This window comes from Leucobacter aridicollis (genome assembly GCF_024399335.1).
Taxonomy (GTDB): Bacteria; Actinomycetota; Actinomycetes; order Actinomycetales; family Microbacteriaceae; genus Leucobacter; species Leucobacter aridicollis_A.
Genome location: NZ_CP075339.1, coordinates 337,606 through 359,791, shown reverse-complemented (window position 1 = coordinate 359,791; position 22,186 = coordinate 337,606). Strand labels below are relative to the sequence as shown.

Annotated in this window: 16 protein-coding genes and 1 riboswitch; of the genes, 7 read left to right on the top strand and 9 right to left on the bottom strand. The window is 63.2% G+C overall.

Annotation, left to right across the window (positions count from 1 at the left end; genetic code table 11):
* Nucleotides 1-61: 61 nt before the first annotated feature.
* A complete protein-coding gene (locus KI794_RS01580; RefSeq protein WP_255808870.1) occupies nt 62-3,484 on the bottom strand; it encodes a DUF7927 domain-containing protein in 3,423 nt (1,140 codons plus the stop codon).
* A gap of 375 nt (nt 3,485-3,859) precedes the next feature.
* Here KI794_RS01580 and KI794_RS01575 point away from each other — a divergent pair, with 375 nt between their 5' ends.
* Entirely contained in the window at nt 3,860-6,634 is a 2,775-nt protein-coding gene (locus KI794_RS01575) for a helix-turn-helix transcriptional regulator (protein ID WP_255808869.1), read from the top strand.
* A 62-nt stretch (nt 6,635-6,696) separates the two neighbouring features.
* Here KI794_RS01575 and KI794_RS01570 read toward each other — a convergent pair whose 3' ends face one another.
* Together KI794_RS01570 and glyA are read right to left on the bottom strand one after the other, a co-directional pair.
* Nucleotides 6,697-7,578: a bifunctional methylenetetrahydrofolate dehydrogenase/methenyltetrahydrofolate cyclohydrolase gene (locus KI794_RS01570; RefSeq protein ID WP_255808868.1), complete on the bottom strand. Its 882-nt coding sequence runs from the start codon at nt 7,576-7,578 to the stop codon at nt 6,697-6,699.
* A gap of 104 nt (nt 7,579-7,682) precedes the next feature.
* A complete protein-coding gene (gene glyA / locus KI794_RS01565) occupies nt 7,683-8,966 on the bottom strand; it encodes a serine hydroxymethyltransferase (protein WP_119281685.1) in 1,284 nt (427 codons plus the stop codon).
* A 30-nt stretch (nt 8,967-8,996) separates the two neighbouring features.
* Nucleotides 8,997-9,076: riboswitch (ZMP/ZTP riboswitch) on the bottom strand.
* Between the two features lie 84 nt (nt 9,077-9,160).
* Between glyA and purU the strand changes: the two genes are divergently transcribed.
* Both purU and KI794_RS01555 read left to right on the top strand, forming a co-directional pair.
* Complete coding sequence (purU, locus tag KI794_RS01560) at nt 9,161-10,045, top strand: formyltetrahydrofolate deformylase (protein ID WP_119281686.1); 885 nt, start codon at nt 9,161-9,163, stop codon at nt 10,043-10,045.
* A gap of 164 nt (nt 10,046-10,209) precedes the next feature.
* Nucleotides 10,210-11,010, top strand: a complete 801-nt coding sequence (locus tag KI794_RS01555) for a hypothetical protein (protein WP_255808867.1) — start codon at nt 10,210-10,212, stop codon at nt 11,008-11,010.
* A 55-nt stretch (nt 11,011-11,065) separates the two neighbouring features.
* On the opposite strand, the gene KI794_RS01550 is transcribed toward KI794_RS01555, so the two are convergent.
* The 5 genes from KI794_RS01550 to KI794_RS01530 all read right to left on the bottom strand — a co-directional run bounded on the left by KI794_RS01550 (nt 11,066) and on the right by KI794_RS01530 (nt 15,717).
* Nucleotides 11,066-11,683, bottom strand: a complete 618-nt coding sequence (locus tag KI794_RS01550) for a TetR/AcrR family transcriptional regulator (protein WP_162921014.1) — start codon at nt 11,681-11,683, stop codon at nt 11,066-11,068.
* 86 nt (nt 11,684-11,769) lie between these two features.
* Nucleotides 11,770-12,984 (bottom strand): MFS transporter, encoded by a 1,215-nt coding sequence (locus KI794_RS01545; RefSeq protein ID WP_255808866.1) that lies wholly within the window; start codon nt 12,982-12,984, stop codon nt 11,770-11,772.
* 51 nt (nt 12,985-13,035) lie between these two features.
* On the bottom strand, nt 13,036-13,833 hold the full coding sequence (locus KI794_RS01540; protein WP_255808865.1) for a fumarylacetoacetate hydrolase family protein: 798 nt from the start codon (nt 13,831-13,833) through the stop codon (nt 13,036-13,038).
* A gap of 146 nt (nt 13,834-13,979) precedes the next feature.
* Nucleotides 13,980-14,756: a cyclase family protein gene (locus KI794_RS01535; protein ID WP_119281690.1), complete on the bottom strand. Its 777-nt coding sequence runs from the start codon at nt 14,754-14,756 to the stop codon at nt 13,980-13,982.
* A gap of 286 nt (nt 14,757-15,042) precedes the next feature.
* Nucleotides 15,043-15,717, bottom strand: a complete 675-nt coding sequence (locus KI794_RS01530) for a TetR/AcrR family transcriptional regulator (RefSeq protein WP_119281691.1) — start codon at nt 15,715-15,717, stop codon at nt 15,043-15,045.
* A 182-nt stretch (nt 15,718-15,899) separates the two neighbouring features.
* On the opposite strand from KI794_RS01530, the gene KI794_RS01525 reads away from it, so the two are divergent.
* Together KI794_RS01525 and KI794_RS01520 are read left to right on the top strand one after the other, a co-directional pair.
* Complete coding sequence (locus tag KI794_RS01525; protein ID WP_255808863.1) at nt 15,900-17,516, top strand: amidohydrolase; 1,617 nt, start codon at nt 15,900-15,902, stop codon at nt 17,514-17,516.
* An 81-nt stretch (nt 17,517-17,597) separates the two neighbouring features.
* Nucleotides 17,598-18,992, top strand: a complete 1,395-nt coding sequence (locus tag KI794_RS01520) for an APC family permease (RefSeq protein ID WP_119281693.1) — start codon at nt 17,598-17,600, stop codon at nt 18,990-18,992.
* A 184-nt stretch (nt 18,993-19,176) separates the two neighbouring features.
* On the opposite strand, the gene KI794_RS01515 is transcribed toward KI794_RS01520, so the two are convergent.
* Nucleotides 19,177-20,079, bottom strand: coding sequence for a biotin--[acetyl-CoA-carboxylase] ligase (locus tag KI794_RS01515; RefSeq protein ID WP_119281694.1), 903 nt, complete (start codon nt 20,077-20,079; stop codon nt 19,177-19,179).
* 157 nt (nt 20,080-20,236) lie between these two features.
* On the opposite strand from KI794_RS01515, the gene KI794_RS01510 reads away from it, so the two are divergent.
* Both KI794_RS01510 and KI794_RS01505 read left to right on the top strand, forming a co-directional pair.
* Nucleotides 20,237-21,841, top strand: coding sequence for an acyl-CoA carboxylase subunit beta (locus KI794_RS01510; RefSeq protein ID WP_119281695.1), 1,605 nt, complete (start codon nt 20,237-20,239; stop codon nt 21,839-21,841).
* On the top strand, nt 21,838-22,176 hold the full coding sequence (locus tag KI794_RS01505) for an acyl-CoA carboxylase subunit epsilon (protein ID WP_255808862.1): 339 nt from the start codon (nt 21,838-21,840) through the stop codon (nt 22,174-22,176). Before KI794_RS01510 ends, KI794_RS01505 begins: the two co-directional genes overlap by 4 nt.
* Nucleotides 22,177-22,186: the final 10 nt, after the last annotated feature.

The window sequence follows — 22,186 nt, the reverse complement described above, 5'->3', positions numbered from 1 at the left end:
GGGGTGATTACTCCGCCCCCGAGTTCGGAGTGTCTAGAGTGAGCGTCTCGCTCGGCCTGACTCATGCCGCGTGGCGACCGGCCCGCGCTGGTTCACGGTCGGCACGTCTGCGCCACCACACCGCTCCAGCCAGTGCCGCGATGAGCGCCGCGACGCCACCGCCGAGGACGATCGGAAGCCACTGGCCGCCTGTCATCGGGAGCGGGACCGGGGCCGGATCCTTCACGAGCATGAGGTACCCGGTGGGGTTCACACACGCGGTGGGCCGCTCCGCGACCGTGCCACCCTTCGTGATCTCGCCGGTCTCCGGGTTTGTCTCGCCTGGATTACACCGGTCAAGCACGCCTCCCTTGCCGTTCGACACGTCGAGCTGCCCGCGGCCCTGCATCGATTGGCCGTTCGCCGGCCCATCTGCCTCGGGCCAGATCGTGAACTGCATCGGCTGGGAGAGCCGCTGCACGCCAGTGACGTCGCGCACATGCTTGCCGTCAGTGCTGCGCTGCTGGTTTGGTGCCTGCGTCTCGACAAGCCAGAAGTTGCCGGCCGAGAGGTTCTCCGAGCGCCAGCGACCAGCCTGACCTCCGTCGGCGATCGGGTAGATCGTGCCGCACAACGGCTTCTGGTTGTCAGGGTTCATCGTGTTCCAGTCGATGAGCTTCTGCAGCGTCTTCGAGTTCTGCCCGAAGTCCCACGCGCCCGCATCCGCTGCGCGAGTGCTCGACACCCACGCGCCGTTCCAGCCGTCTGCCGCGTAGTCGGTGCGGCAGAGCTCAACAGCTGGGTACGCACTTGGCTTCCCGGCGACGTCGTTACGAACCTCAAACTTGTGGCCAACCATGTTCCACAGCCCAGTCGAGTCTGGATCCCACTTCTCAGTGGTTCCCGGAATCACGTCGTCGGCGTAGCGCTCAAGTCCGGCGCCGCCCGCGTCCTTACGAATCGTGAAGTAGTTCTGGCTCAGCTCGTGCCGCACCTGGCACTGTGCGGGGAACTGCGCGTCGGCCGGGGTCGTCGACTTCGGGTCGAGTGCGGTGTCCGGCACGTTCTTGCCGGTGACGCAGACGTTCGGCGCGAAGACATTGCCCTGCGAACCCTTCGCAATACCCGTCGCGTAGTTCACGAAGGTCCAGCCAGTCGTCGGCGCGTTGCCGGCACCCTGCCAAATTTTGGGGTCAGGGATCCCGGCGGGGCTCTCGGCAGCCTGCACGGCGAACCACATCTCGGCGCTCACTGCCTGAGCCGGCACCTTCAGCGCGGGGCCAGAAGTGACGATCCAACGCCCGTCGACCTGCTTGGGGGCGGCAACATCTTGCACGGGCGCGTAGGTATCAGCGCTCGAGGTATTCGGCTGACCGTTGAGACCGATCGTGCGGCCGTCAGCGTTGAAGAGGTAGACGCCGTGCTTCTTCGCGCCGCTCGGAACTGCGGCATCTGGAGCCCAGCCAGCAGTCTTGAAGACGTGCGTGACATCATCAGTCAGCACGAGATCATTCAGTGTCGTCGTGCCGGTGAGCTTCGTCGCAGTGATCTTGTAGTGCGCGTTGCCGCCCTTGTGCAGGCGGGCACCGCTCGCAGGCAACGAGCTCTTCGCGACAGTCCACGCATTAATCGGGTTCTCGACGCACAGGCCAGGCACGCAGTCCGTAGGCGGCTTCGGGTCAGTTCCGCGCGCGAGCTTGTTGCGCAGGAAGAATCCTTGCGGTGAGGTCGCAGCCTGGCGCTCGGCGGTCGCGTCAGCGTTCTCCTTGACTTTCACGTACATCGTCAGGGTGAGCATCTGCTTCGCCGGCACCGTGCCGCCAATTGTGAGCCACTTGTCTGCAGCTGACCACGCATGCGTGAGCCCTGTCCCACTGAGCGTGATCACGGGGCTTGTCGTACGCTGCTGAGACGTCGGGTTGTAGAACGTCGCGTCATCAAGCACGTCTGCGAGGTAGTCGCGGTAGTTCACCACGGCGGGGTTCGTGCCAGCACGATTATCAAAAGTGAGCTTGTATCCGACAACGCCGTTCTCGTCGACGGGTGTCCCGGAAGGCAGGTCTTTACCGTCCGCCCCGATGGCTGTCTTAGACACGTCCATGAGGGAGTTCTTGATCGTGCAGAGGATCTCCTTGCCCGCCGCTTCGGCAGGCATTGTGAAGCTCGTTCCGAGGCTCTTGTCGCTCCAGAGCACCCTGCCATCAAGCAGGCACTCCCAGCTCGTGACGTAGTTCTTTAGGTCGGTGGACGAGTTGCCCGCGACCTCGGTGAACGACATCGACGCCCCGATCGCGACTGGCACCGGGCCAACCTTCTCGTCCTGAATGCCCGAGTCGTTGCCAGTTGTTGTCGCCTCGCCAAGCACGGTGTTGCCAGACTTCAGCTGCAGCTTGAACTGGTCGTTCGCGAATGCACGGCCGTCGGGAAGGTCCTTCTGGATCTTCACTGTGGGCGGGAAGCTGCATGTCGCAAGGTCGGTTGTGCTCAGGGTGCCCGTCAAGCGGACCGATTGAGGCTTAGCGTTGGCGGCCAACGGCAGGTCCATGTACCCAATTGAGCTCGAGCCACCTGAGGAGCCACCCACGTAGAGCTTGCCCTGCGCATCGTACGCGATGCCGTTGACACCGGCGAACGGACTGCTGCTCGTGTTCTCCTTGGCCGTCACGCGGACAGCGCGAGTACCCGAGCTGCTCGCGAGGTTCGCCGCGTCGACGCGGAACACGTCAAGTGCGGTTGAACTGTTGTTTCCGCGCACCACGTACAGGTTTCCGAGCGTATCGAAGGCCATATCACCGTTACCGTTGGACGTGTTCCAGCCACGGTTCAAGAGATCGACAGCGCCGCGCTGCTCCATCGCGGTACCCGCGGCATTGGTCGCCCAGAGCTGAAAGTTGCCGTCAGAGTTAAATCCACCGGCCCAGTACCTGCCCTGGGGGTCAACCGCGCCGCCGACGAGGCTCGTCACATTCGCCGCAGACGCAGAGAATCCGCGCGCGTAGGCGGTACGCCATGTCTTCGTGTCAATGTCATATCTGTAGACGGTGTTGTTGCTCGACGACGAGCGCTCGTACGCGTAGACGGCTCGACCTTGGTCACCGATACCGAGTCCGTTGAAGCTTGAGACAGAAGACGCCCGGGTCCCCTCATTTGTCACCGTGCCTGTCGCTCCCGAGACGACGATCTGCTGCAATTGCCCGTTCGACGACACCGAGTAGATGTTGCCAGCGACGCAGCTCAGGGCGTTCGAGGCAACAGCCGCCCGTGCCGACTTCGGCTTCGCCGGTGTCGCGGGTTTTGCAGGCTGCTCCGGTTTGGGCGCGGTCACTTCTGCTTCGGGCACCGGCGTCGTTGCCTCGCCCTCGGGCTGTGCGGGGGTTTCCTCCGGCGCACCCGCCGAGGTCTCCTCCTGAGAGTGATCTGGCTGCTGTGCAGCGTCGGTTTCCGGCGTCGCCAGGGTGCGCTCAACGGCCTGCGCCGAAGCGATCCCTGTGTCTGCGAGCGGCATGATGATTCCGACGAGCGCGCTCAATATGAGCGCGCCCGTCGCAATCCCCCTATTGCGAGGCTTCCCCAACCTTTTGTTCCCCCAATTACTATGCGCGCACATGTGTGCGACGCCACCCTCGTGGTCTTCCCCAAGACCAACGTTGGTGAGAGATAGTCACCGCGAGGATCATTCCTCAGCGGCGACGTCATATCGGCGCTCAAAGCCAGAACAAATTTGGTACAAAAAAACAGTTCCGTGGCACCGAGGTTCAGCATAGGGTGGTCTAGGACTGTGCGCACTAGCATTGATGGCACCTTCCCCCTGATCTTCACCCTTACTGAGAGACCTACCCCCTTCATTACCCCTGGCCGGTAACCCACTGAGAAAGGCTCTATGCTGCGCACACATGAAGCCTCAGGATCGGCTTCCCATTTGCCACGCCCGCTCGTCGATGGCGGCCGCGTTGCCCTGCCGAGCCGGTGCCGCCTGCTTGAACGGCTCGTTGAGGAGACCGCTGGATCCGCGGGGAAGCAGCGGCTGACGCTCGTGTACGCACCGACGGGGTATGGGAAGACGGCAACAATTGCCGACTGGCTCGGTGACGACAGCGACGGGCCACTTCCCGTGTTCTGGGTGCATTCTTCCAAACGCGAACCGCACGCCCTCTGGGACGAACTCGCGGAGGCACTCGCGTCGCGCTCCGACTACGTCGCGCGCGAGGGCGCCGATCCGCTATCGACTGTGATGCGTCTTGCGCGCGGCCTGCACACAGCAGTCACGCTCGTCATCGACGATTTCCACCACGCAACCTCGGCAGAGACAGATATGGCCCTCGCTGAGCTCTCGGCAGAGTCATCTCTGCTCACGCTCATCATCATTGGGCGCGGCGTGACACTCCTCGACGGCCCCCTCGTGAGCGCGACAACCCGAGTTCGATTGATCGGGGTCGATGACCTGAGCCTCACGTCGGCGGAGGCGCTCGAGCTCACACAGTCGCTGCGGGTTCCGGAGAGCCCCAACCTCACGACCGCGCTTGAACGGACAGAAGGCTGGCCGCTCGCAATCCGCGCCGCGCTGAACCTTGGCGCCGACGGACTCTACTCCGACACAGCCGAGGGCCGTATCTGGGCGGACGGGCCCGCGGCCCACAGCTTCGATCCGCTCGCGAACCTCAACGCGTTCGCGATGGCCTCGCTCGAGATCATGAGCGAGGAGGCCAGGCGGGTCATCCTTGCGGCTGCGCAGATCGACTTTCTGAGCGTCAACCAGATCCGCTCCATCGTTGGCGCCGATGAGCCTACGGTCAGCGAAACGCTCAACTACCTGACCGAGCACGGCTTCCTAATGGAAGTCACGAGCACAGGAGCGCCAGAGTACCGGTGCCACCGATCCGTGCGGGCGCCGTTCGCTGACTACGCAGTGAGCGCGCTTGACGTTGCTGAGCGCAAGCGTCTCTACAGTAGCCGCGCGCACGAGATTGCTGGCACAGCCCCGTTCACCGCCTTCAGATTGTTCTGTGCGGCAGAGGAGTTCGAAGCCGCAGAAATCACGCTTGCTCAGAACTTCACGACGATCACTGACGAGGTCGACGGGGCAATGCGAGCGCTCCGATCGCTCTCTGAGGAGGTGCTTCTCGAGCACCCAACGCTTACCGCCGCGCTCTTGTTTCTCGAGAACCCGCGTGTGGGTGTCGCCCCGTCGCGACTGAATTTTCTCCTGCGCGTCTGGCAGCTTGGCTTGCAGCGCCGCCTCCCCGAGGGCGCATCAACTCCCCCCGGCCCGATCCATCTGCAGCTCCTCTGCGAGGCGATGGTGCTCAACCGTGTGCTCGGCAACCTCGACGACGCCGAGGCCTACATGCACCACATCGAGGGAAGACTCGCACCCGATCACGTACCCGCGCTCCCGATTCCGGGCGGCTCCGACAGCGAGTCCCCCGCAGTGTTGACGGGCAACGGCTCGCTTTCGGTGTTCTACCGCGAGGTAGCAGCGACGGCCTTGTCTGTCGGCGACTTCGGACGCGCCCGGCGCAACCTGAAGCGGCTGCGCCGCCGCTCCGAGCGGAAACTCTCGACGCCGTGGCACGGCTTCCCTCACGCATCAACGCGCACGGTGACTGACCCAGAGTCCGGCGGCAACTGGTTGCTCGCTGCGCTTTCTGAACTTGCCTTCACCGACACCATTGACGGACACATTCGCCGAGCAGGCGAGCTCGTTCACGAATACGACGAGATCGTCGCTTCGACCAAGGCGCAGGCCCCAGGGATCGCATGGGTCGGAATCGAGATCGCGAGAGCCCACCTCGCTGAGGAGAACCGCGACCCGGAAAAACTCGCGGTCGCCGTTGAGCGGCTCGCGCCGATAGCCGACAGGCTTGAGCCGTGGCCGCTGCTCCTTATTGCAGAGGCCGCATCGATCCGCGACTCGCGAGGTACCGAGCTCGCACTCGCACACCTCGCCTCTGGGCTCGAGGACACTGAGGGGCGCGCGCCGATCCCGAAGGCGTGGTGCAAGTACGTCATCAACTTCGAAGCGATGCTGAACTCCTCGATAGGAAACCTTGCGAGATCCGAGGCGCTGCTCGCGGCTGTTCCCTCCGAGGAACCAGTGTTCAGGCTCGAACGAGCCCGGCTCGCGCTGTTCTCGGGCAACGACGTCGAGGCGCTACTCATCGCCCAGTCCGTTGGCGACCCAGGCACGACGAAACGTCAACGCGTCGACAGGCGAATGATCACGGCCGTTGCTGCGTGGGGCTGTGGCCGTCCCACGGAGGCGATCAACTCGCTTGCGTCGGCCGCCGCGCTCATTGACAAGTATTTTCTTCCAGCGATGCTCGTGAGCGTGCCGTTCGAGCAACTTCGCGAGCTTGCCGTAGCTGCCCGCGAAGCGGGGGCGTGCGACATCGTCGATGCGCTCGACGCCATCCCTGAGAAGTCGCGTGCGTACAGATACGAGCAACTCACAGAGATGGAGCTTCGCACCCTGGCCGCGATCAGCGAGCACCGAAACGCGAATCACGCTGCGGCCAGCCTCTTCATTACAGCGGGAACTGTCAAGAAGCACCTCGCATCCGTCTACAAGAAACTCGGCGTACGTGATCGCGATGCGGCAATTCTCCGCGCCGGCCGAATGGGCCTGCTCGACGGGCTGCCAGAAACAACCGCTTAACTGCCAAACGGGAGGGGGTTGCGGCGCATCTGCGCCGCAACCCCCTCCCGTTCTGACAGCTTCTAGGCGGATTGGCGCTCTGCCATCTCCACAACGTTCTTCAGCAGCAGTGCGCGCGTCATCGGCCCAACTCCGCCGGGATTTGGCGAAATCCAGCCAGCGACCTCAGCCACAGCTGGATCAACATCACCGACAACGCGGCTCTTCCCCGTCTCGGGATCAACTTTTCGCGACACCCCAACGTCGAGCACGATGGCGCCAGGCTTCACGTCCTCGGCCCGCACAATACCCTCGACACCGGCCGCGGCGACGATCACATCGGCCTGCCGTAGCTCGGCGCCAAGATCAACCGTGCCCGTGTGGGTGAGCACCACTGTCGCGTTGTACTCACGGCGAGTGAGCAGCGGTCCAATCGGCCGGCCGACAGTCACCCCGCGCCCGACAACGACGACGCGCTTGCCTGCCCACGACAGACCGTTGCGTTCGACAAGCTCGATGACGCCACGGGGCGTGCACGGGAGCGGGGAGGTGATCTCGGTGTTCGCGTTGAGAACGAGCTTTCCAAGGTTCGTCGGGTGCAGACCGTCGGCGTCTTTGTTCGGGTCGATGCGCTCGAGGATGCGATCAGTGTCGATGTGCTTCGGCAACGGCAGCTGCACAATGTAGCCTGTGCAGCTGTCGTCTGCGTTGAGCTCGTCGAGCACGGCCTCGAGCTCGTCCTGCGATACGGTCTCGGGAAGCTCGCGCTTGATCGACGCGATCCCGACCTCGGCGCAGTCGCGGTGCTTGCCAGCGACGTACCACTGCGAACCAGGATCCTCACCCACGAGGACCGTCGCGAGACCCGGGACAACGCCATTCGCGGCGAGCGCGGCGACACGCTCGGTGAGCTCCAGTTTGATTGCGGCCGCGGCCGCTGTGCCGTCAAGTTTCTGAGCGGACATGTGTTCTCCTTGAAATTCGTGAGGCCCCATGTGCAAGGGGCGGAACGCCGCCGGGGCGCGGAGGAGACCCCTCACGCGCCCCGGTCGGCATCAGCAGTTGTGGCTTACCAGTTCTCGAGGCCCGGGTAGAGCGGGAACGCGTCGGCAAGCTTCGTCACGCGCGCGCGAAGTTCCTCGATATCGGCGGACTGGGTGAGGGTCGCCGCGATGATCTCCGAGACCTCAGCGAACTCGGCGTCACCAAAACCGCGGGTCGCGAGTGCGGGGGTACCGATACGCAGGCCGCTTGTGACCATCGGCGGGCGCGGATCGAACGGCACTGAGTTTCGGTTCACAGTAATGCCAACCTCGTGGAGCGCGTCCTCAGCCTGCTGGCCGTCGAGCTTCGAGTTTCGCAGGTCTGCGAGTACGAGGTGCACGTCGGTGCCGCCCGTCAACACGTCAACACCGGCTGCCTTCGCCGCATCGCTCGTGAGCGCTTCTGCAAGGAGCTTCGCGCCCGAGAGCGTGCGCACCTGGCGGTCCTTGAACTCGTCGGTAGCGGCAAGCTTGAATGCCGTCGCCTTTGCTGCGATCACGTGCATGAGCGGGCCGCCCTGCTGGCCGGGGAAGACGTTCGAGTTCAGCTTCTTGTAGAGCTCGAGGTCGTTCGTCAGGATGAAGCCCGAGCGCGGGCCACCAATCGTCTTGTGCACTGTCGATGAGACGACGTGCGCGTGCGGCACCGGGTTGGGGTACAGGCCAGCTGCAACCAGGCCAGCGAAGTGGGCCATGTCTACCCAGAGCGTCGCGCCGACCTCGTCAGCGATCGCACGGAATGCCGCGAAATCGAGCGTGCGCGGGTATGCCGACCAGCCGGCGATGATGACCTTCGGCTTGTGCTCAAGCGCCTTCTCGCGGACAACCTCCATGTCGACGAGGAACGTCTCAGGGTTCACACCATACGAGACGACGTTGTAGAGCTTGCCCGAGAAGTTCAACTTCATGCCGTGCGTGAGGTGCCCACCGTGCGCGAGCTCGAGGCCGAGGATGGTGTCGCCTGGCTCGGCGATTGCGGAGAGAACGGCTGCGTTCGCCTGCGCGCCCGAGTGGGGCTGTACGTTCGCATACGCTGCACCGAACAGGCTCTTTGCGCGGTCACGCGCGAGGTTCTCCGCGACATCGACGAACTCGCAGCCGCCGTAGTAGCGACGCCCAGGGTAGCCCTCTGCGTACTTGTTCGTGAGCACCGAACCCTGCGACTCGAGCACTGCGCGAGGAACAAAGTTCTCGCTCGCGATCATCTCGAGGGTCGAGCGCTGACGACCGAGTTCGTTCTTCAGCACCTCGGCGATCTCGGGATCGACGACCTCAAGTGGCTCGTTAAAGAAAGCTGACTGGTTGGACACGATGAGTCTCCCTTGTGTGATGTTTCCAGGATGTGTGGCCCAGGCGAGCGGCCGTTCAAAGGTGTCGCTCCCCGATGGTTTCCATCTGTACGCCAGTCACGACGCAGCAATCCTATCAGCGGCCCGCGCACGCATGACGATAGGTTTCACCGCACCGCTGGGAGCGACATGTAAAGCGGACTAGAATTGGCCGGATGAACACAATCGTCGCCGATGCGCAGAGCCAACAGTGGGTACTGACACTTTCATGCATTGACGGTCCGGGTATCGTGCACGCAATCAGTGGTGCGATCGTCGCCGCTGGCGGCAACATCGCCGAAAGCCAGCAGTTCGCCTCGGCCGACACGGGACGGTTCTTCATGCGATTGCAGGTCGAGGCCGTTGCCCAGCCCGAGACCTTCGGCGATCGCTTCCGTTCTTCCCTCGCGCCCGTGACCGAGCGCTACAACATGCACTGGCGACTCGACCAGGTTGGGCGCCCAGTTCGCACCCTGCTGCTCGGCTCCACCGCGACTCACTGCGTCAACGACCTGCTGTACCGCAAGCGTGCAGGCCAGCTCCCGATCGAGGTACCACTCGTTCTCTCGAATCACGAGACGATGCGCGACATCGCAGAGTTCTACGGTGTCGACTTCGAGTTCCGTCCCGTGACGGGCGCCGACGAGAAGGCTGCGTTTGAAACTCGCGTGCTTGAAGCCGTCGAACAGCACGACATCGAACTCGTCGTGCTCGCCCGCTACATGCAGATCCTCTCCCCCGAGCTGTGTGAAGCACTCGCGGGTCGAGCGATCAATATCCACCACTCGTTCCTGCCCGGTTTCAAGGGCGCGAACCCATACAAGCAGGCGCATCAGCGCGGCGTGAAGCTCATTGGCGCGACGGCCCACTTCGTGACGACTGATCTCGACGAGGGCCCGATCATCGAGCAAGACACCACACGAGTCGACCACTCTTACTCGCCGCGCGAACTCATGCAGCTCGGCCAGGACATCGAGTCTCGCGTACTCCGTCACGCCGTTGGCTGGTTCGCCGAGAACCGCGTGCTGCAGGACGGCGATCGCACGATCGTCTTCAGGTAGGCGGTCGCCTTCTTTGTTTGCGGGCTGTTGCGTTCTCCACAGGGAGCGCAGCAGCCCGTTTTTGTGAGTTATCCCCGGATCTCGGCAAGGAGACACCCTTCGCGCGTTTGTCAACGTATGGTTGCCATACAGCAATCGAACGCCATACAGCGAAGGAGGTGCCCATGGACCCGATCATCAACCTCATTTCGACGATCGCCGGGTTTGTCACCATCGGCACCATGCTGTTACTCAGTCATCGGAACCTCGACCAGAAGTTCCGCGCGAGGTTTGAACAGATCGATATTCGACTGGACAGGATAGAGGCACGGCTCGACGGTATCGACGTGCGGCTCGACGGTATCGACGTGCGGCTCGATCGAATGGATGCCCGCTTTGACGCCAACGACGCGCGGCTCGACGCAACTGACTTCGCCACGGAGTCGCGCTTCAGCCACCTCGAGTCCACAGTCGAGAATCGCTTCGCCGCGGCCGAAGCTCAACTAGATTCTCGTTTCGCCGCGGCCGAAGCCCAACTAGACTCCCGATTCGCCGCAGCCGAAGCCCAACTAGACTCCCGGTTCGCCACAGCCGACGCAAAACTCGACTCACGCTTCGCCGCAGCCGACGCCAAACTCGACTCACGCTTCGCCGAATCTGAGGCGAGCATCGACGGGAAGTTCGCGAGCACTGCCACGTTCACCTCGGGGCAGTTCGAGCGAATCGAGGCCCAATTCACGCAGCTCACCAAGCAGCTGGACACCACCCGCGCAGAGCTCGCCGCCGCGATTCAACATGTCGATGTGCGACTCAGCGACCGAATCGACAGCTTGGATAGCCGGCTGAGCGAGCGCATCGCGAGTCTCGATATTCGGCTGAGCGACCGGATCGACAGCGTCAACGGGCAGATGTTTGCACTCGCCACTGGCTTGAAGCCGCTACTCGATGAGCCTGCGGGCCCATCAAATGGCGAGTCTGCCGCCTAGCCTGCAGTGAGCGCAGCGTGACGCGCCCTGAGCTTCGCAGAACCGGGCCTAAGTCTCAGGCCGTCCAAGCTGCCCGCAAAAATGACTTCAAGGCTTCAAAGACGCCCACCTCTGAGCTCTCGCCTGCAGAAAGAGCACGCTCGCGACTGTCGTTGATCGACCCAGTCAGGGCGCCCACCGCGAAGAGATACGACCAGCGCAGCGCGCCCGCAGGGCGTCCCGGCAGAAGTGTCTCCAGACACTGGATGAATTCGTTGGCCATCGGGTCAAAAAGATCGACGATGATGCCACGTTCACTCGACGCCGGATCGCTAGCTTCACGAAGAACCAACCGTCGATAGTTCGTCAAGCTCGAATCTGACTGCGCAAGAGTCCCGATATGCAGAAACGCATCGATGACCTCATCGAGAGCGCCCGGCGCCCCCAAATCAACTGCTCGGAGTTTCACGAGACGCGCCTCATTGACGTATTGATAGCGTTCGAACACGGCACGATACAGGCCAAGCTTCGTCTCAAAGTGATAGGCAACGAGAGACAGTTTTACCCCCGCAGCACTCGCGATCGTGCGCAGCGTGGTTCGGTCATAACCTTCGTCAGCGAAACACTGCGTAGCTGCCGACAGAATGTCGTCCCTGCGCCCGCCTCTTGCCATAGTCGTGACCTGCTTCTTCAAACCCACATCGGATTTCAACACTACAGGCAAGTGCCCGGAACCCCCGCGGTGGGTTGTTCCGAGCACTTGAGACACCAGTTGAAGGCCTACCGCATAGCGGCCTCAGCACTCTTAAGCTCCGCCGGCACGTCAGCCGCACGACCCTTCTTGGGCAAACCAATCATCAGGAGGCCACCGAGGAGGAACCCGAATCCGCTCAAGAACAACGCAAAAGAGAGTGAAGTTGCCGCAGCCAAACCTCCGAGCGCGAGAGGCGCGAATGCCGACACGCCTCGCCCGACATTGAAACAGAACCCCGCTCCAGTCGTGCGCACACGAGTCGGGTACAGCTCCCCCAAATAGGAACCAAACAGCCCCGCGAATGTCATAAAGAACGCGTAGGCAGGTCCCAACCACAGCAAGAATGTGTGATCCGTTGCAAGCCCGTAGATTGGCATAAGAATTCCCGCCCCGAAGAACGAAATCATCAGCGCAAACTTGCGTCCGATCTTGTCAGCAAGCCAACCAAAGACCAGGTACCCGACAAACATCCCGAGATTCAGCAATGTCATGAATGACGCGACTGACTTTGGATCCATCCCACGTTCCGTTGCAAGATAGCTCGGCAACCATGTGCTCGCTCCGTAGTAGGCAACGAACGCGGTGACAGCCACCAAACTTGCGAGAATGGTGGTGCGTCGAAGCTCGGGCGCAAACACCTCACCTACAGAAACGTTCTTGTCAGACTTTGCGCGCTCAGCCTGCCAGACTGCCGACTCGGGGAAGAACATTACGATTACGAGCAGCGGCAGAATGGCAGACAGCCCGGCGACAAGGAACAGCATCCGCCAGTCGGGGAGGAAGAAACCCGAAGCGAAAGCTGCGAGTGCCCCACCGATCGGGAACGCCGCCAGGACGAAAGCCGCTGCTTTGCCGCGTGATTCAACCGGCCATGTTTCCACAACGTAAGCCGACAGCACACCCCAGACGCCGCCAAGGCCGATGCCCGACAAGAACCGCAGTCCGAGGAGGACATAGAAGTTCGGAGCCGCTGCAGCCAATGCTGTCAGAACGATAAAGATGAGCATGCACAGGACGAGGGCGCGTTTGCGGCCATAGTTGTCCGCAACCCACCCCATTACCACGCCCGAAATGCCCATCCCGATGAGGGTGGCCGTGGCAAGCAGGCCAGCCTGAACTGGCGTAATGCCAAAGTCCTCAATAATTGCGGGAATCGAGAACGACAGAATCGCGATCTCGAGCGCATCGAACATGTATGCAAAGAACGCACCAAACAGTACGATCCACTTGGTTCTACCCACGGGTTTCCTTTCGTCGCCGACCACATTGTCGGATGTTGGATGGCAGGGGCGTTACTCAGGGGCCGAGTAGCGAACCCTCCGCGCCTTTGGAATCGGATGAAGAGTTGGGGATTGAGCTACTGTGTTCGAAAGTTCGCCGATTCCTTCGACCCGCATTGTGACCGTGTCACCGACGCGAATTGGCCCAGGCGTTTCGGCACCGTTCCAACCCCAGAGCTCGGCAAGACAACCACCACCGCATGTGCCTGAGCCGATGATGTCACCTGGGCGCACCCATGTGCCGCGGCTTGCGTAAGCGACGAGTTCGGCGAACGACCATGCCATCTGGCGCAGGTTGTCTCGACCTATTGGGGTCCCGTTGACTGAGACCTCCATGTCCAGGGCCAAGCGATCGCCTTCACGGAAGGGCGCCAATTCGTCGGTTGTCACCATCACTGGCCCAAGTGTCGTTGCGGTGTCCTTGCCTTTCGCTGGGCCTAGACCGACACGCATCTCACGACGTTGCAGATCGCGCGCCGACCAATCATTGAGGATTGTGTACCCAACTATGCATTCCTCGGCCTCTTCGACGGTTAGGTTGTAGCCCTCACGCCCGATCACTGCCGCGACTTCAAGTTCAAAGTCAAAGAGCTCGGACCCTGGTGGCAGCGGGATGTCCGCTCCAGTTCCTACCGCGGCGTGTGGATTCGTGAAATAGAACGCGGGCGCCTCAAACCAGGCCTCTGGCACATCCGTCGCACCCGAGACAGCCTTCAGCGATCCCGCGGTGTGCTGCTCAAATGTTATGAAGTCCCGGATCGATGAGACAGGAATCGGTACCGGAGAAACACCGCCAATCGCGAAATCCATGGAGTCCGAAGAAAGGGCCTCTCGTGACCTTCCTGACTCAAGCCAGTCGTATAGTTCCACCTGCGGTTCAAGCAAGATGAGTTCGCCGTGCTCTACAATGCCATAGCGAGTTCCCTGGCTAGTTTGGGCCGCACCTATGCGCATCGTTAGCCTTCCTCAAAGATTGCGACCGCACGCGTCCAACCGGCAGATGCGGCGTGGATCTTCACCGGGAAACAAGCCACCTGAAAGCCCGTGGCGGGCAGCCCCTCGAGGTTGTGCAGCTTCTCGATGTGGCAATAACCAATGTCTCGACCCGCACGGTGTCCCTCCCAGATGATCTCCGCGTTCCCCTCAGCTGCATAGCGCTCTGCGGTGTACACAAACGGAGCGTCCCAGCTCCACGCGTCAGTGCCTGTCAATCGCACTCCCTGCCGAAGCAAGTGCAGAGTTGCCTCTCGCCCCACTCCGCAACCGCTTTGAACGTAGTCGTCCTGCCCATACTTCACACCCGCGGACGTGTTCACAAGCACAATGTCCAAGGGCTGCAGCGTGACGCCAATGCGCTCAAGTTCTGCATCAATGTCCGCAGGTGTAACGACATAGCCGTCAGCGAGATGACGGAAATCAAGCTTCACACCCCGCTGGAAGCACCAGTCCAGCGGAACCTCGTCAATTGTGATGGCCCGCTGCCCTCCATCCATCGTGGAGGCGAAATGATACGGAGCGTCAAGGTGAGTTCCGTTGTGAGTTGAGAGGCTAACTCGCTCCAATGCCCAGCCTTCTCCATCCGGTAAGTCACCGGCTGTTGCCCCGGGAAAGAACTGGAGAATCTCGTTCGGTGTCTGCGAATGATCAAAGTACTCGATCGAGGGGAGATGACCAGGGGGATCCGAGAGGATCCCATTTCGCAGGTCGACTGAAAGATCTACAAGACGTCGCATTCGTGCTCCTTTGCTGAATAAAACTGACTATACGACCGTTCAGTTTTGCCGTCAAGGGAATTAGCTTGAAGGCGGGATTCCAGCCACACGGAGCCAGCTCAATAGAGTTTGGCCGACCTATTGGCCTTGCAGGGCGCTCCTAGAGACGAAGGGGGTCGTCGGGCCACAATGGGCTCGGCCCCAGGAAGTCACATAAGCCAATACTCTCGCGACGAACGCGCGATCTAAGACTGCGACCGCCGCTACTCGATGAGCCTGCGGGCCCATCAAATGGCGAGTCTGCCGCCTAGCCTGCAGTGAGCGCAGCGTGACGCGCCCTGAGCCCCGCAAGTATGGCGCTCAGGCCCGTCTCGAACGCCACATCCGTGAGCCGCTTCGTGCCTGCTGCTGCGTGCCCTGAATCGTAGACCGCTCGAAAGGTTGGCGCATTCGGGTCGTCGCCTGGGTCGAGCATGTTGTCGGGCGCACTATGGTCGAGCGCGGCACCAAGAATGAGGCATTCGACGGCGACGACTGTGCTCAGCACCTCAGACTCTGGCCACCCCGCCTCGATGAGCCCCGAGAACACGGCCTCGTACATGTCGCTCGTGCGCGTCCCAGTCGCGATCGGCAGCACTCCAAGCAGCGCGATCGTTGGCGGATGATCGGCGAACGCATTGCGATAGGACTTGGCCCAGCGTTCCATCGCCTCGTCCCACGGCAGCTCGCCAAACCCGGAAACGTCGATCCTGTCGCTGACGAGCTCGCGGATCCCCGAGATGAGATCATCCTGCCCGGAAATGTGGTTGTAGAGCGCCGACGGGCGTACGCCGAGCTCTCGGGCGATGAGGCGCAGACTCGCCCCGGACTCGCCGCGCTCGTCAAGCAGCCTGAGCGCCGTCTCGAGGATGAGGCCACGCGAAAGCACCGGGGTTGTCGGCCTACCAGACCGTCTCGACTGGGGCTTTTCGCTCACCGCCATGGTGCACCGCTTTCTCCCGGCGCTCAGCGTCCGAGTGTTTCTCTCCACAGAGAGTATCGGAGCCGCGTAACGTTTCGGGCTCGCGCTCGCGTTCGCGCCCATGATGTGCATACAATAACGAACACTGTTCATTAACGGAGCGGGTGAGACGAGCTGGCAGAGACGCCAGGGATGGAGCGAGCGTGGCAATCACGGTATTCACTGGCGGGGCAGTCATCGTCGCAGCTGATCGTGTCGGCGCTGTCGATACAGCCAGCGCAATCGCGTTTGAGGACGGCAGGGTCATCGCACTCGACGCTGAGGCACTTGAGCTCGCGGCGAACGGTACCAGCGATGTCATCGATCTCGCGGGCGGAACGCTCGTACCCGGGATCGGCGAGGGGCACGCCCACCCGGTGCTTGGCGGGCTTGAAGCTGTCGGCCCGAACGTACGTGAGGCCGTCGACCTCGCTGGGATCCTGTCCGCGGTCGCCGAGTGGAAGCAGCAGCATCCGGAGGCCGATTGGATCGTCGGCGCGAGCTACGATGCGACGTTCGCACCTGGCGGCGTGTTCAGGGCCGAGTGGCTCGACGAGGTCACGGGTGACACTCCGACGATCCTGCGCGCATGGGACTACCACACCGCCTGGGTGAACTCGGCGGCGCTGCGTGCCGGCGGCATTACGGCTGAGACCCCTGACCCTGAACTCGGCCGCTACGTTCGCGACGCCGACGGCACCCCCACTGGCACGCTCCAGGAGGCCGCGGCGAACGACTTCATCGCGAACGTCGTTCCGGCGTTCTCGATCGAAGATCGCGTCGCAGCCATCGAGGCCGCAACCCTGTCGTACGCCGAGCAAGGCACCACGTGGGTTCAAGACGCCTGGGTCGAGCCGACCGACCTCCCAACCTACCTCGAGGCAGCCCGCGCTGACAGGCTCCACACTCGCGTCAATCTCGCGTTCCGCGCAGACCCTGCTACCTGGCAGAGTCAGGTTGCAGCTTTCGAGAAGCAGCGCGACCAGGTGCGTTCGCTCGCGCACGATCGCCTGAGCGCTGACACCGTGAAGTTCTTCGTGGACGGTGTCATCGAGAACCACACCGCGGTGCTTGCAGCCCCATACGCCGACCGGCCAGACGAGCGCGGCCTTCCGAACTGGGCAGAGGACGAACTCATCTCCGCCGCCCGCGCCTTCGACCTCGCGGGATTCCAGCTCCACATTCACGCGATCGGAGACGACGCAAACCGCATCGCGCTCGATACGATCGCGGCCGTTCAGGCTGAGAACCCTGCGCGCGAACGTGCCCATGTCGTCGCGCACGTCGCGATGCTCGCTCAGGATCAGGTCGGACGCTTCGCCGAGCTCGACGTCATCGCGAACTTCGAGCCATACTGGGCGCAGTGCGACGCCGTCATGCGCGACCTCACGATTCCGCACATCGGACCCGACCGCGAGGGCTGGCAGTACCTCATCGGTTCGGTGCTCCGAGCCGGCGCGACTGTGTCGTTCGGCAGTGATTGGCCTGTCACCACGAAGGACTGGCGTCCGGCGTTCTCGACTGCCGTCACACGCCACAGCCATCTCGAGCCCGACGCAGCGGCGTGGCTGCCCGACGAGCGCGTGAGCGCCGCGGCAGCCCTGTCGGCCTACACGGCTGGCACCGCTCGGCAGGCCCTCGCATCGGGCCGCGGCACGCTCCACGTCGGCATGGTCGCAGACGCGGTCTGGCTCTCCGCAGATCCCCTGTCCGTCGACCCAAACACCATCCCGTCCATCGACGTTCGCGGCACCTGGCTCGCGGGCGAACGCACCTACTAACCCACCCCACACCACTCGCTGATTCAAAGGAGAATCGTGTCCACAACCCCCACCACAACTTCGTCCGAGAGCCAGCCGCACATGCGGCGAGCGCTCGGGCTCACCGGGCTCACGTTTTTCGGCGTGACCTACATGACTGTCATCACCGTGTTCACGACGTACGGCATCGTGAACCAGGTGACGGGCGGCAAGCTCCCAGCGGCGTACATCGTCGCGGTCGTGACAATGCTCTTCACCGCAGCGAGCTACGCGGCGATGGTGCGGCGCTACCCCGTCGCGGGTTCCGCCTACACCTATGCGCAGCAGTCGTTTGGCGGCGGCGTCGGGTTTCTCACAGGCTGGGTCATGCTGCTCGACTACCTGTTCATTCCGATGATCAACTTCATGCTCATCGGCATCTACTTGAACACGCAGTTCCCGGCGATCCCGATCTGGGTCTTCACGCTCGCCGCACTGCTGCTCGTGCTCGCATTCAACGTGCTCGGAATCACGCTCGTGAACAAGCTCAATATGGCGATCATCGCGCTGTCGGTCGTGCTCGTCATCGTGTTCATGGCGCTCGCGTTCAAGCAGTACCTTGGCGGCGACCAGGCAGTCGGCATCATCGAGCCCTTCACATTCGGCGAGGGCGGGATCGGTGCGGTCGCGTCGGGTGCCGCGATCCTCGCACTGTCGTTCCTCGGTTTCGATGCGGTCTCGACGCTCTCCGAGGAAGCGAAAAACCCGCGCCGCGACATCCCCCGCGCGATCGTGCTGTCGACCCTCGTTGGCGGGTTTTTCTTCATCCTCGTCGGCTGGGCGGGAGCCCTCGCATTCAACCCTGACTGGGCGTCGATGGATCAGGCGCAGATTGATGCGGCGGGCACCACCGTCATGGACTCGTTCGGCGCGAGCTGGTTTACCGCATTCTTCGTCGCCGTCTACGTTGCGGGCGCGTTCGGGTCGGGCATGACCGGCCAGGTGTCGGTTTCACGCATCCTGTACGCAATGGGCCGCGACGGCATGCTGCCGAAGCCGCTCTCGCGCCTGCACAAGCGATTCGGCACCCCGATCGTTGCGGCCGTGGTCGTGTCTGTGTTCGCACTCTCGGCGCTGTTTGTCCCGTTCGACGTTGCAGCATTCATGATTAGCTTCGGCGCGCTCGCAGCATTCGCGATGGTCAACCTGTCGGTGATCCGCACCTACCTCTTCCCGAAGGGCGGTCGTACGCGCCCAGCATCGACATGGGAGATCATCCGTTTTGGCGTGACCCCCCTCATCGGGTTTGGGCTCACGATCTGGCTGTGGACGTCACTCCAGCCCATCACCTGGCTTGTCGGCGCATGCTGGCTCGTGCTCGGCGTCGGCGTGATCGCGGTCGTGACGCGTGGATTCCGGAAGCCAGTGCCGAAGATGGACTTCTCGGAGGGCGACCCGACCACGCAGCAGATCGATGCGCTCGGCGACGAGTTCCCGCTGGAGGGTGAGCGCCGCTAGGTCAGGATCCAGGATCGGGCGGCAGTCTGGTCCTTCCCAGCACTACACCCTGCAATCTGCCCAAGATATCCCCGAACCATCAAGATCGGGCATACCTTGGGCAGATTTCATTGCTATGCCGGCGACGGGAGGGGGCTCCACCAGCCAGCCGGGCAACCAGGCAGCCGGGAAGTGCCGCCTCGGCCTACCTGAGGTGCTGCACGTCACCCGCGTTCACGGTGAGGGTTCCGCCCGTCGGCAGGTCGACGATGAGCGCGCCGTCTTCCGCGAGCGCCCGAGCCCTGCCGTCGACGATCTCGTCCCCCGGGAGGTGGACACGAACCTCGGTGCCGAGCGTGAGGGACTGGCGCGCGGCCCGGATCCGGATCGCCTCCGGCTCGCGCGCAGCGAGCTCAGTGAGGCGCGAAATCTCTGCGGTGACTGCCGCGACAACCCTGTCGGCAAGCTCGGCCCCGAGCGGGTCGGCGAAGCTCTCCGCGCCGCCGACATCAGCGCCCGCGGCGAGCAACGACGTCGCCCGCTCTGTCGGCAGCTCCCACTCAGGCGTGAGCAGGTTCATGCCCATCCCGATAATCGCGCTGCCGTCTGGGAGGAGCTCGCAGAGGATCCCGCAGAGCTTCCCACCGATTCGCCCGGCCAGCGCGTCTTCCTCATCGCGCACGTGGATGTCGTTCGGCCACTTCATGCCGACACGCTTCGATTCAGTTTCGTCGCGGGCCGCCGCAGCAGCGAACAGGGGTTGGAACGCGGAGTTCACCGCCGATCCGGCGATAAACGGCAGCCAGCCGGGTCCAAGGTCTCCCCATCCGGCGGTGCCCGCGCCACCTGGGCCGTCGCCGACGCTCTGACCGTAGCCATGCACGAGCACAGAGACCGCGAGGGCACGGCCCGGGAGCACCTCCCACCCGCGGGCGAGCCGCCCCCGCCCGGCCGTCTGATTGTCGGTGAGCAGCACCGTTCCGTGCGGGAGAGGCGCACCCGACAGCTCGGCTGCCGCAGAAAGCTCCCGGAGCTCGGCGTTTGTCGAAGGCGACTCGTCTCGCCATTCGACGCGAGGCTGCTGGGCGCGTGTCTGCCTGAGTTCCATACGTGCGAGCCTATTCCCCGGAACCGGCCTGAGTTGCACTGGGCGTGCCGTGGGGAGGCGCCCACGGCGAGCAAACTGAGGATTCCAACCAAGGATCCGCAATTCAGTTGGAGGAGTTCTTGAACTTTGTGGCATATACGCGCGCTAGGCTAAACGGGTGACCGCAGAGAACGAGACCGCTCCCGAGAACCTCGCAACGACGGCTGGCCGCATTGCGGACCATCGCCGGAAGTACCAAGAGGCCGTCGGTGACCGCGACGCAGCAGCAGCAGCCAAGCAGCATCCGCGAGGCAAGATGACCGCGCGTGAGCGCATCGCGTCCCTCCTTGACCCCGGATCCTTCGTCGAGTTCGACAAGTACGTCAAGCATCGCTCGACTGCGTTCGGCATGGACGCGAACCGCCCCTTCGGCGACGCGGTCGTGACAGGCGCCGGCACCATCCACGGTCGCCAGGTCGTCGTCTACTCGCAGGACTTCACCACGTTCGGCGGCTCCCTCGGCGAAGCAGCCGGCGAGAAGATCGTCAAGGCGATGGACTTCGCGATGAAGACCGGAGCGCCGATCATCGGCATGCTCGACTCGGGCGGTGCCCGCATCCAGGAGGGCGTGTTCTCGCTCTCGCAGTATGCGCGCATCTTCAAGCGCAACACGCTCTCATCGGGAGTCATCCCGCAGATCTCGATCGTGATGGGCCCGTCTGCAGGTGGCGCGGTGTACTCACCAGCCCTGACCGACTTCGTCATCATGGTCGACAAGACGAGCAACATGTTCGTCACCGGCCCCGACGTCATCAAGACAGTCACGGGCGAGGAGGTCGGCTTCGAGGAGCTCGGCGGCGCCCTCACCCACAACAAGACGAGCGGCGTCTCGCACTACCTCGCAAGCGACGAACTCGACGCCCTCGACTACGCACGGACGCTCATCAGCTTCCTGCCAGACAACAACCTCGCTGAGGCCCCGATCTACGACAGCGACACCGCGTTCGAGATCACCGAGGCAGACCGCCGGCTGAACACGATTATTCCTGACAGCCAGAACCAGCCCTATGACATGAAGGTCGTCATTGAGGCAATTCTTGACGGCGGCGACTTCCTCGAGGTGCAGCCACTCTTCGCCCCGAACATCCTCATCGGCTTCGGCCGCGTCGAGGGCCGCACCGTCGGCATCGTTGCGAACCAGCCAAACCAGATGGCTGGCACACTGAACATCGACGCGAGCGAGAAGGCCGCGCGCTTCGTGCGCTTCTGCGACGCGTTCTCTATCCCGATCCTCACCCTCGTCGACGTACCCGGCTACCTGCCCGGCACCGAGCAGGAGTACCAGGGCGTCATCCGTCGCGGCGCAAAGCTGCTCTTCGCCTATGCGGAGGCGACAGTGCCGCTCGTCACCATCATCACGCGCAAGGCGTACGGCGGCGCGTACATCGTGATGGGTTCCAAGGAGATGGGCGCTGACTTCAACATCGCGTGGCCGACCGCGGAGATCGCAGTCATGGGAGGCGCGGGCGCAGTCAACATCCTGTACCGCAAGGAGCTCGCAGCTGCCGAGGCCGCTGGCGAGGACGTCGAGGCGCTGCGCGCCAAGCTCACCGCGAAGTACACGGCAGACGTGACGAGCCCGTTCCTCGCGGCCGAGCGCGGCGAGATCGACAACGTGCTCGAACCGGCAGGCACCCGCCTCGCAGTCATCAAGGCGCTCCGCGGCCTCCGTGGCAAGCGCGATGAGCTCCCCGCGAAGAAGCACGGCAACATCCCGCTATGAGCGAGCAGACCACCGACACGACTGTCGACCCGACAACTGACATCGATGACGAGCTGGAAGCGCTCACCGGCGACCTCCCGCCCGACGCCGCCGCACGCGACGCCGCAAAGCGCGAGGATCTTGGCGAGGAAGACGACGCCATCTCTGGCGACGACATCACCTTCGTCACTCGCGGGGTGAGCGACGAAGAGCGCGCCGCCGTCATCGCGGTACTCACCGCTGCCCGCGCCGAAGAAACCCGGCAGGTCAAGCGTGTCGCCCGCCGCGACCGCGAACCGTGGTCGCGCTCACAGCGTGTGCCGGACGGCTTCGCCGACCTGCTCATCGACGGCTAAACATAGCGAG

Coding starts and splice junctions, on each gene's coding strand:
- purU (WP_119281686.1), top strand. CDS start 9,161: ATGAACACAATCGTCGCCGATGCGCAGAGCCAACAGTGGGTACTGACA.
- KI794_RS01520 (WP_119281693.1), top strand. CDS start 17,598: ATGCGGCGAGCGCTCGGGCTCACCGGGCTCACGTTTTTCGGCGTGACC.
- KI794_RS01515 (WP_119281694.1), bottom strand. CDS start 20,079: ATGGAACTCAGGCAGACACGCGCCCAGCAGCCTCGCGTCGAATGGCGA.
- KI794_RS01535 (WP_119281690.1), bottom strand. CDS start 14,756: ATGCGACGTCTTGTAGATCTTTCAGTCGACCTGCGAAATGGGATCCTC.
- KI794_RS01580 (WP_255808870.1), bottom strand. CDS start 3,484: ATGCCGCTCGCAGACACAGGGATCGCTTCGGCGCAGGCCGTTGAGCGC.
- KI794_RS01530 (WP_119281691.1), bottom strand. CDS start 15,717: ATGGCGGTGAGCGAAAAGCCCCAGTCGAGACGGTCTGGTAGGCCGACA.
- KI794_RS01540 (WP_255808865.1), bottom strand. CDS start 13,833: ATGGATTTCGCGATTGGCGGTGTTTCTCCGGTACCGATTCCTGTCTCA.
- KI794_RS01575 (WP_255808869.1), top strand. CDS start 3,860: ATGCTGCGCACACATGAAGCCTCAGGATCGGCTTCCCATTTGCCACGC.
- KI794_RS01570 (WP_255808868.1), bottom strand. CDS start 7,578: ATGTCCGCTCAGAAACTTGACGGCACAGCGGCCGCGGCCGCAATCAAA.
- KI794_RS01505 (WP_255808862.1), top strand. CDS start 21,838: ATGAGCGAGCAGACCACCGACACGACTGTCGACCCGACAACTGACATC.
- KI794_RS01555 (WP_255808867.1), top strand. CDS start 10,210: ATGGACCCGATCATCAACCTCATTTCGACGATCGCCGGGTTTGTCACC.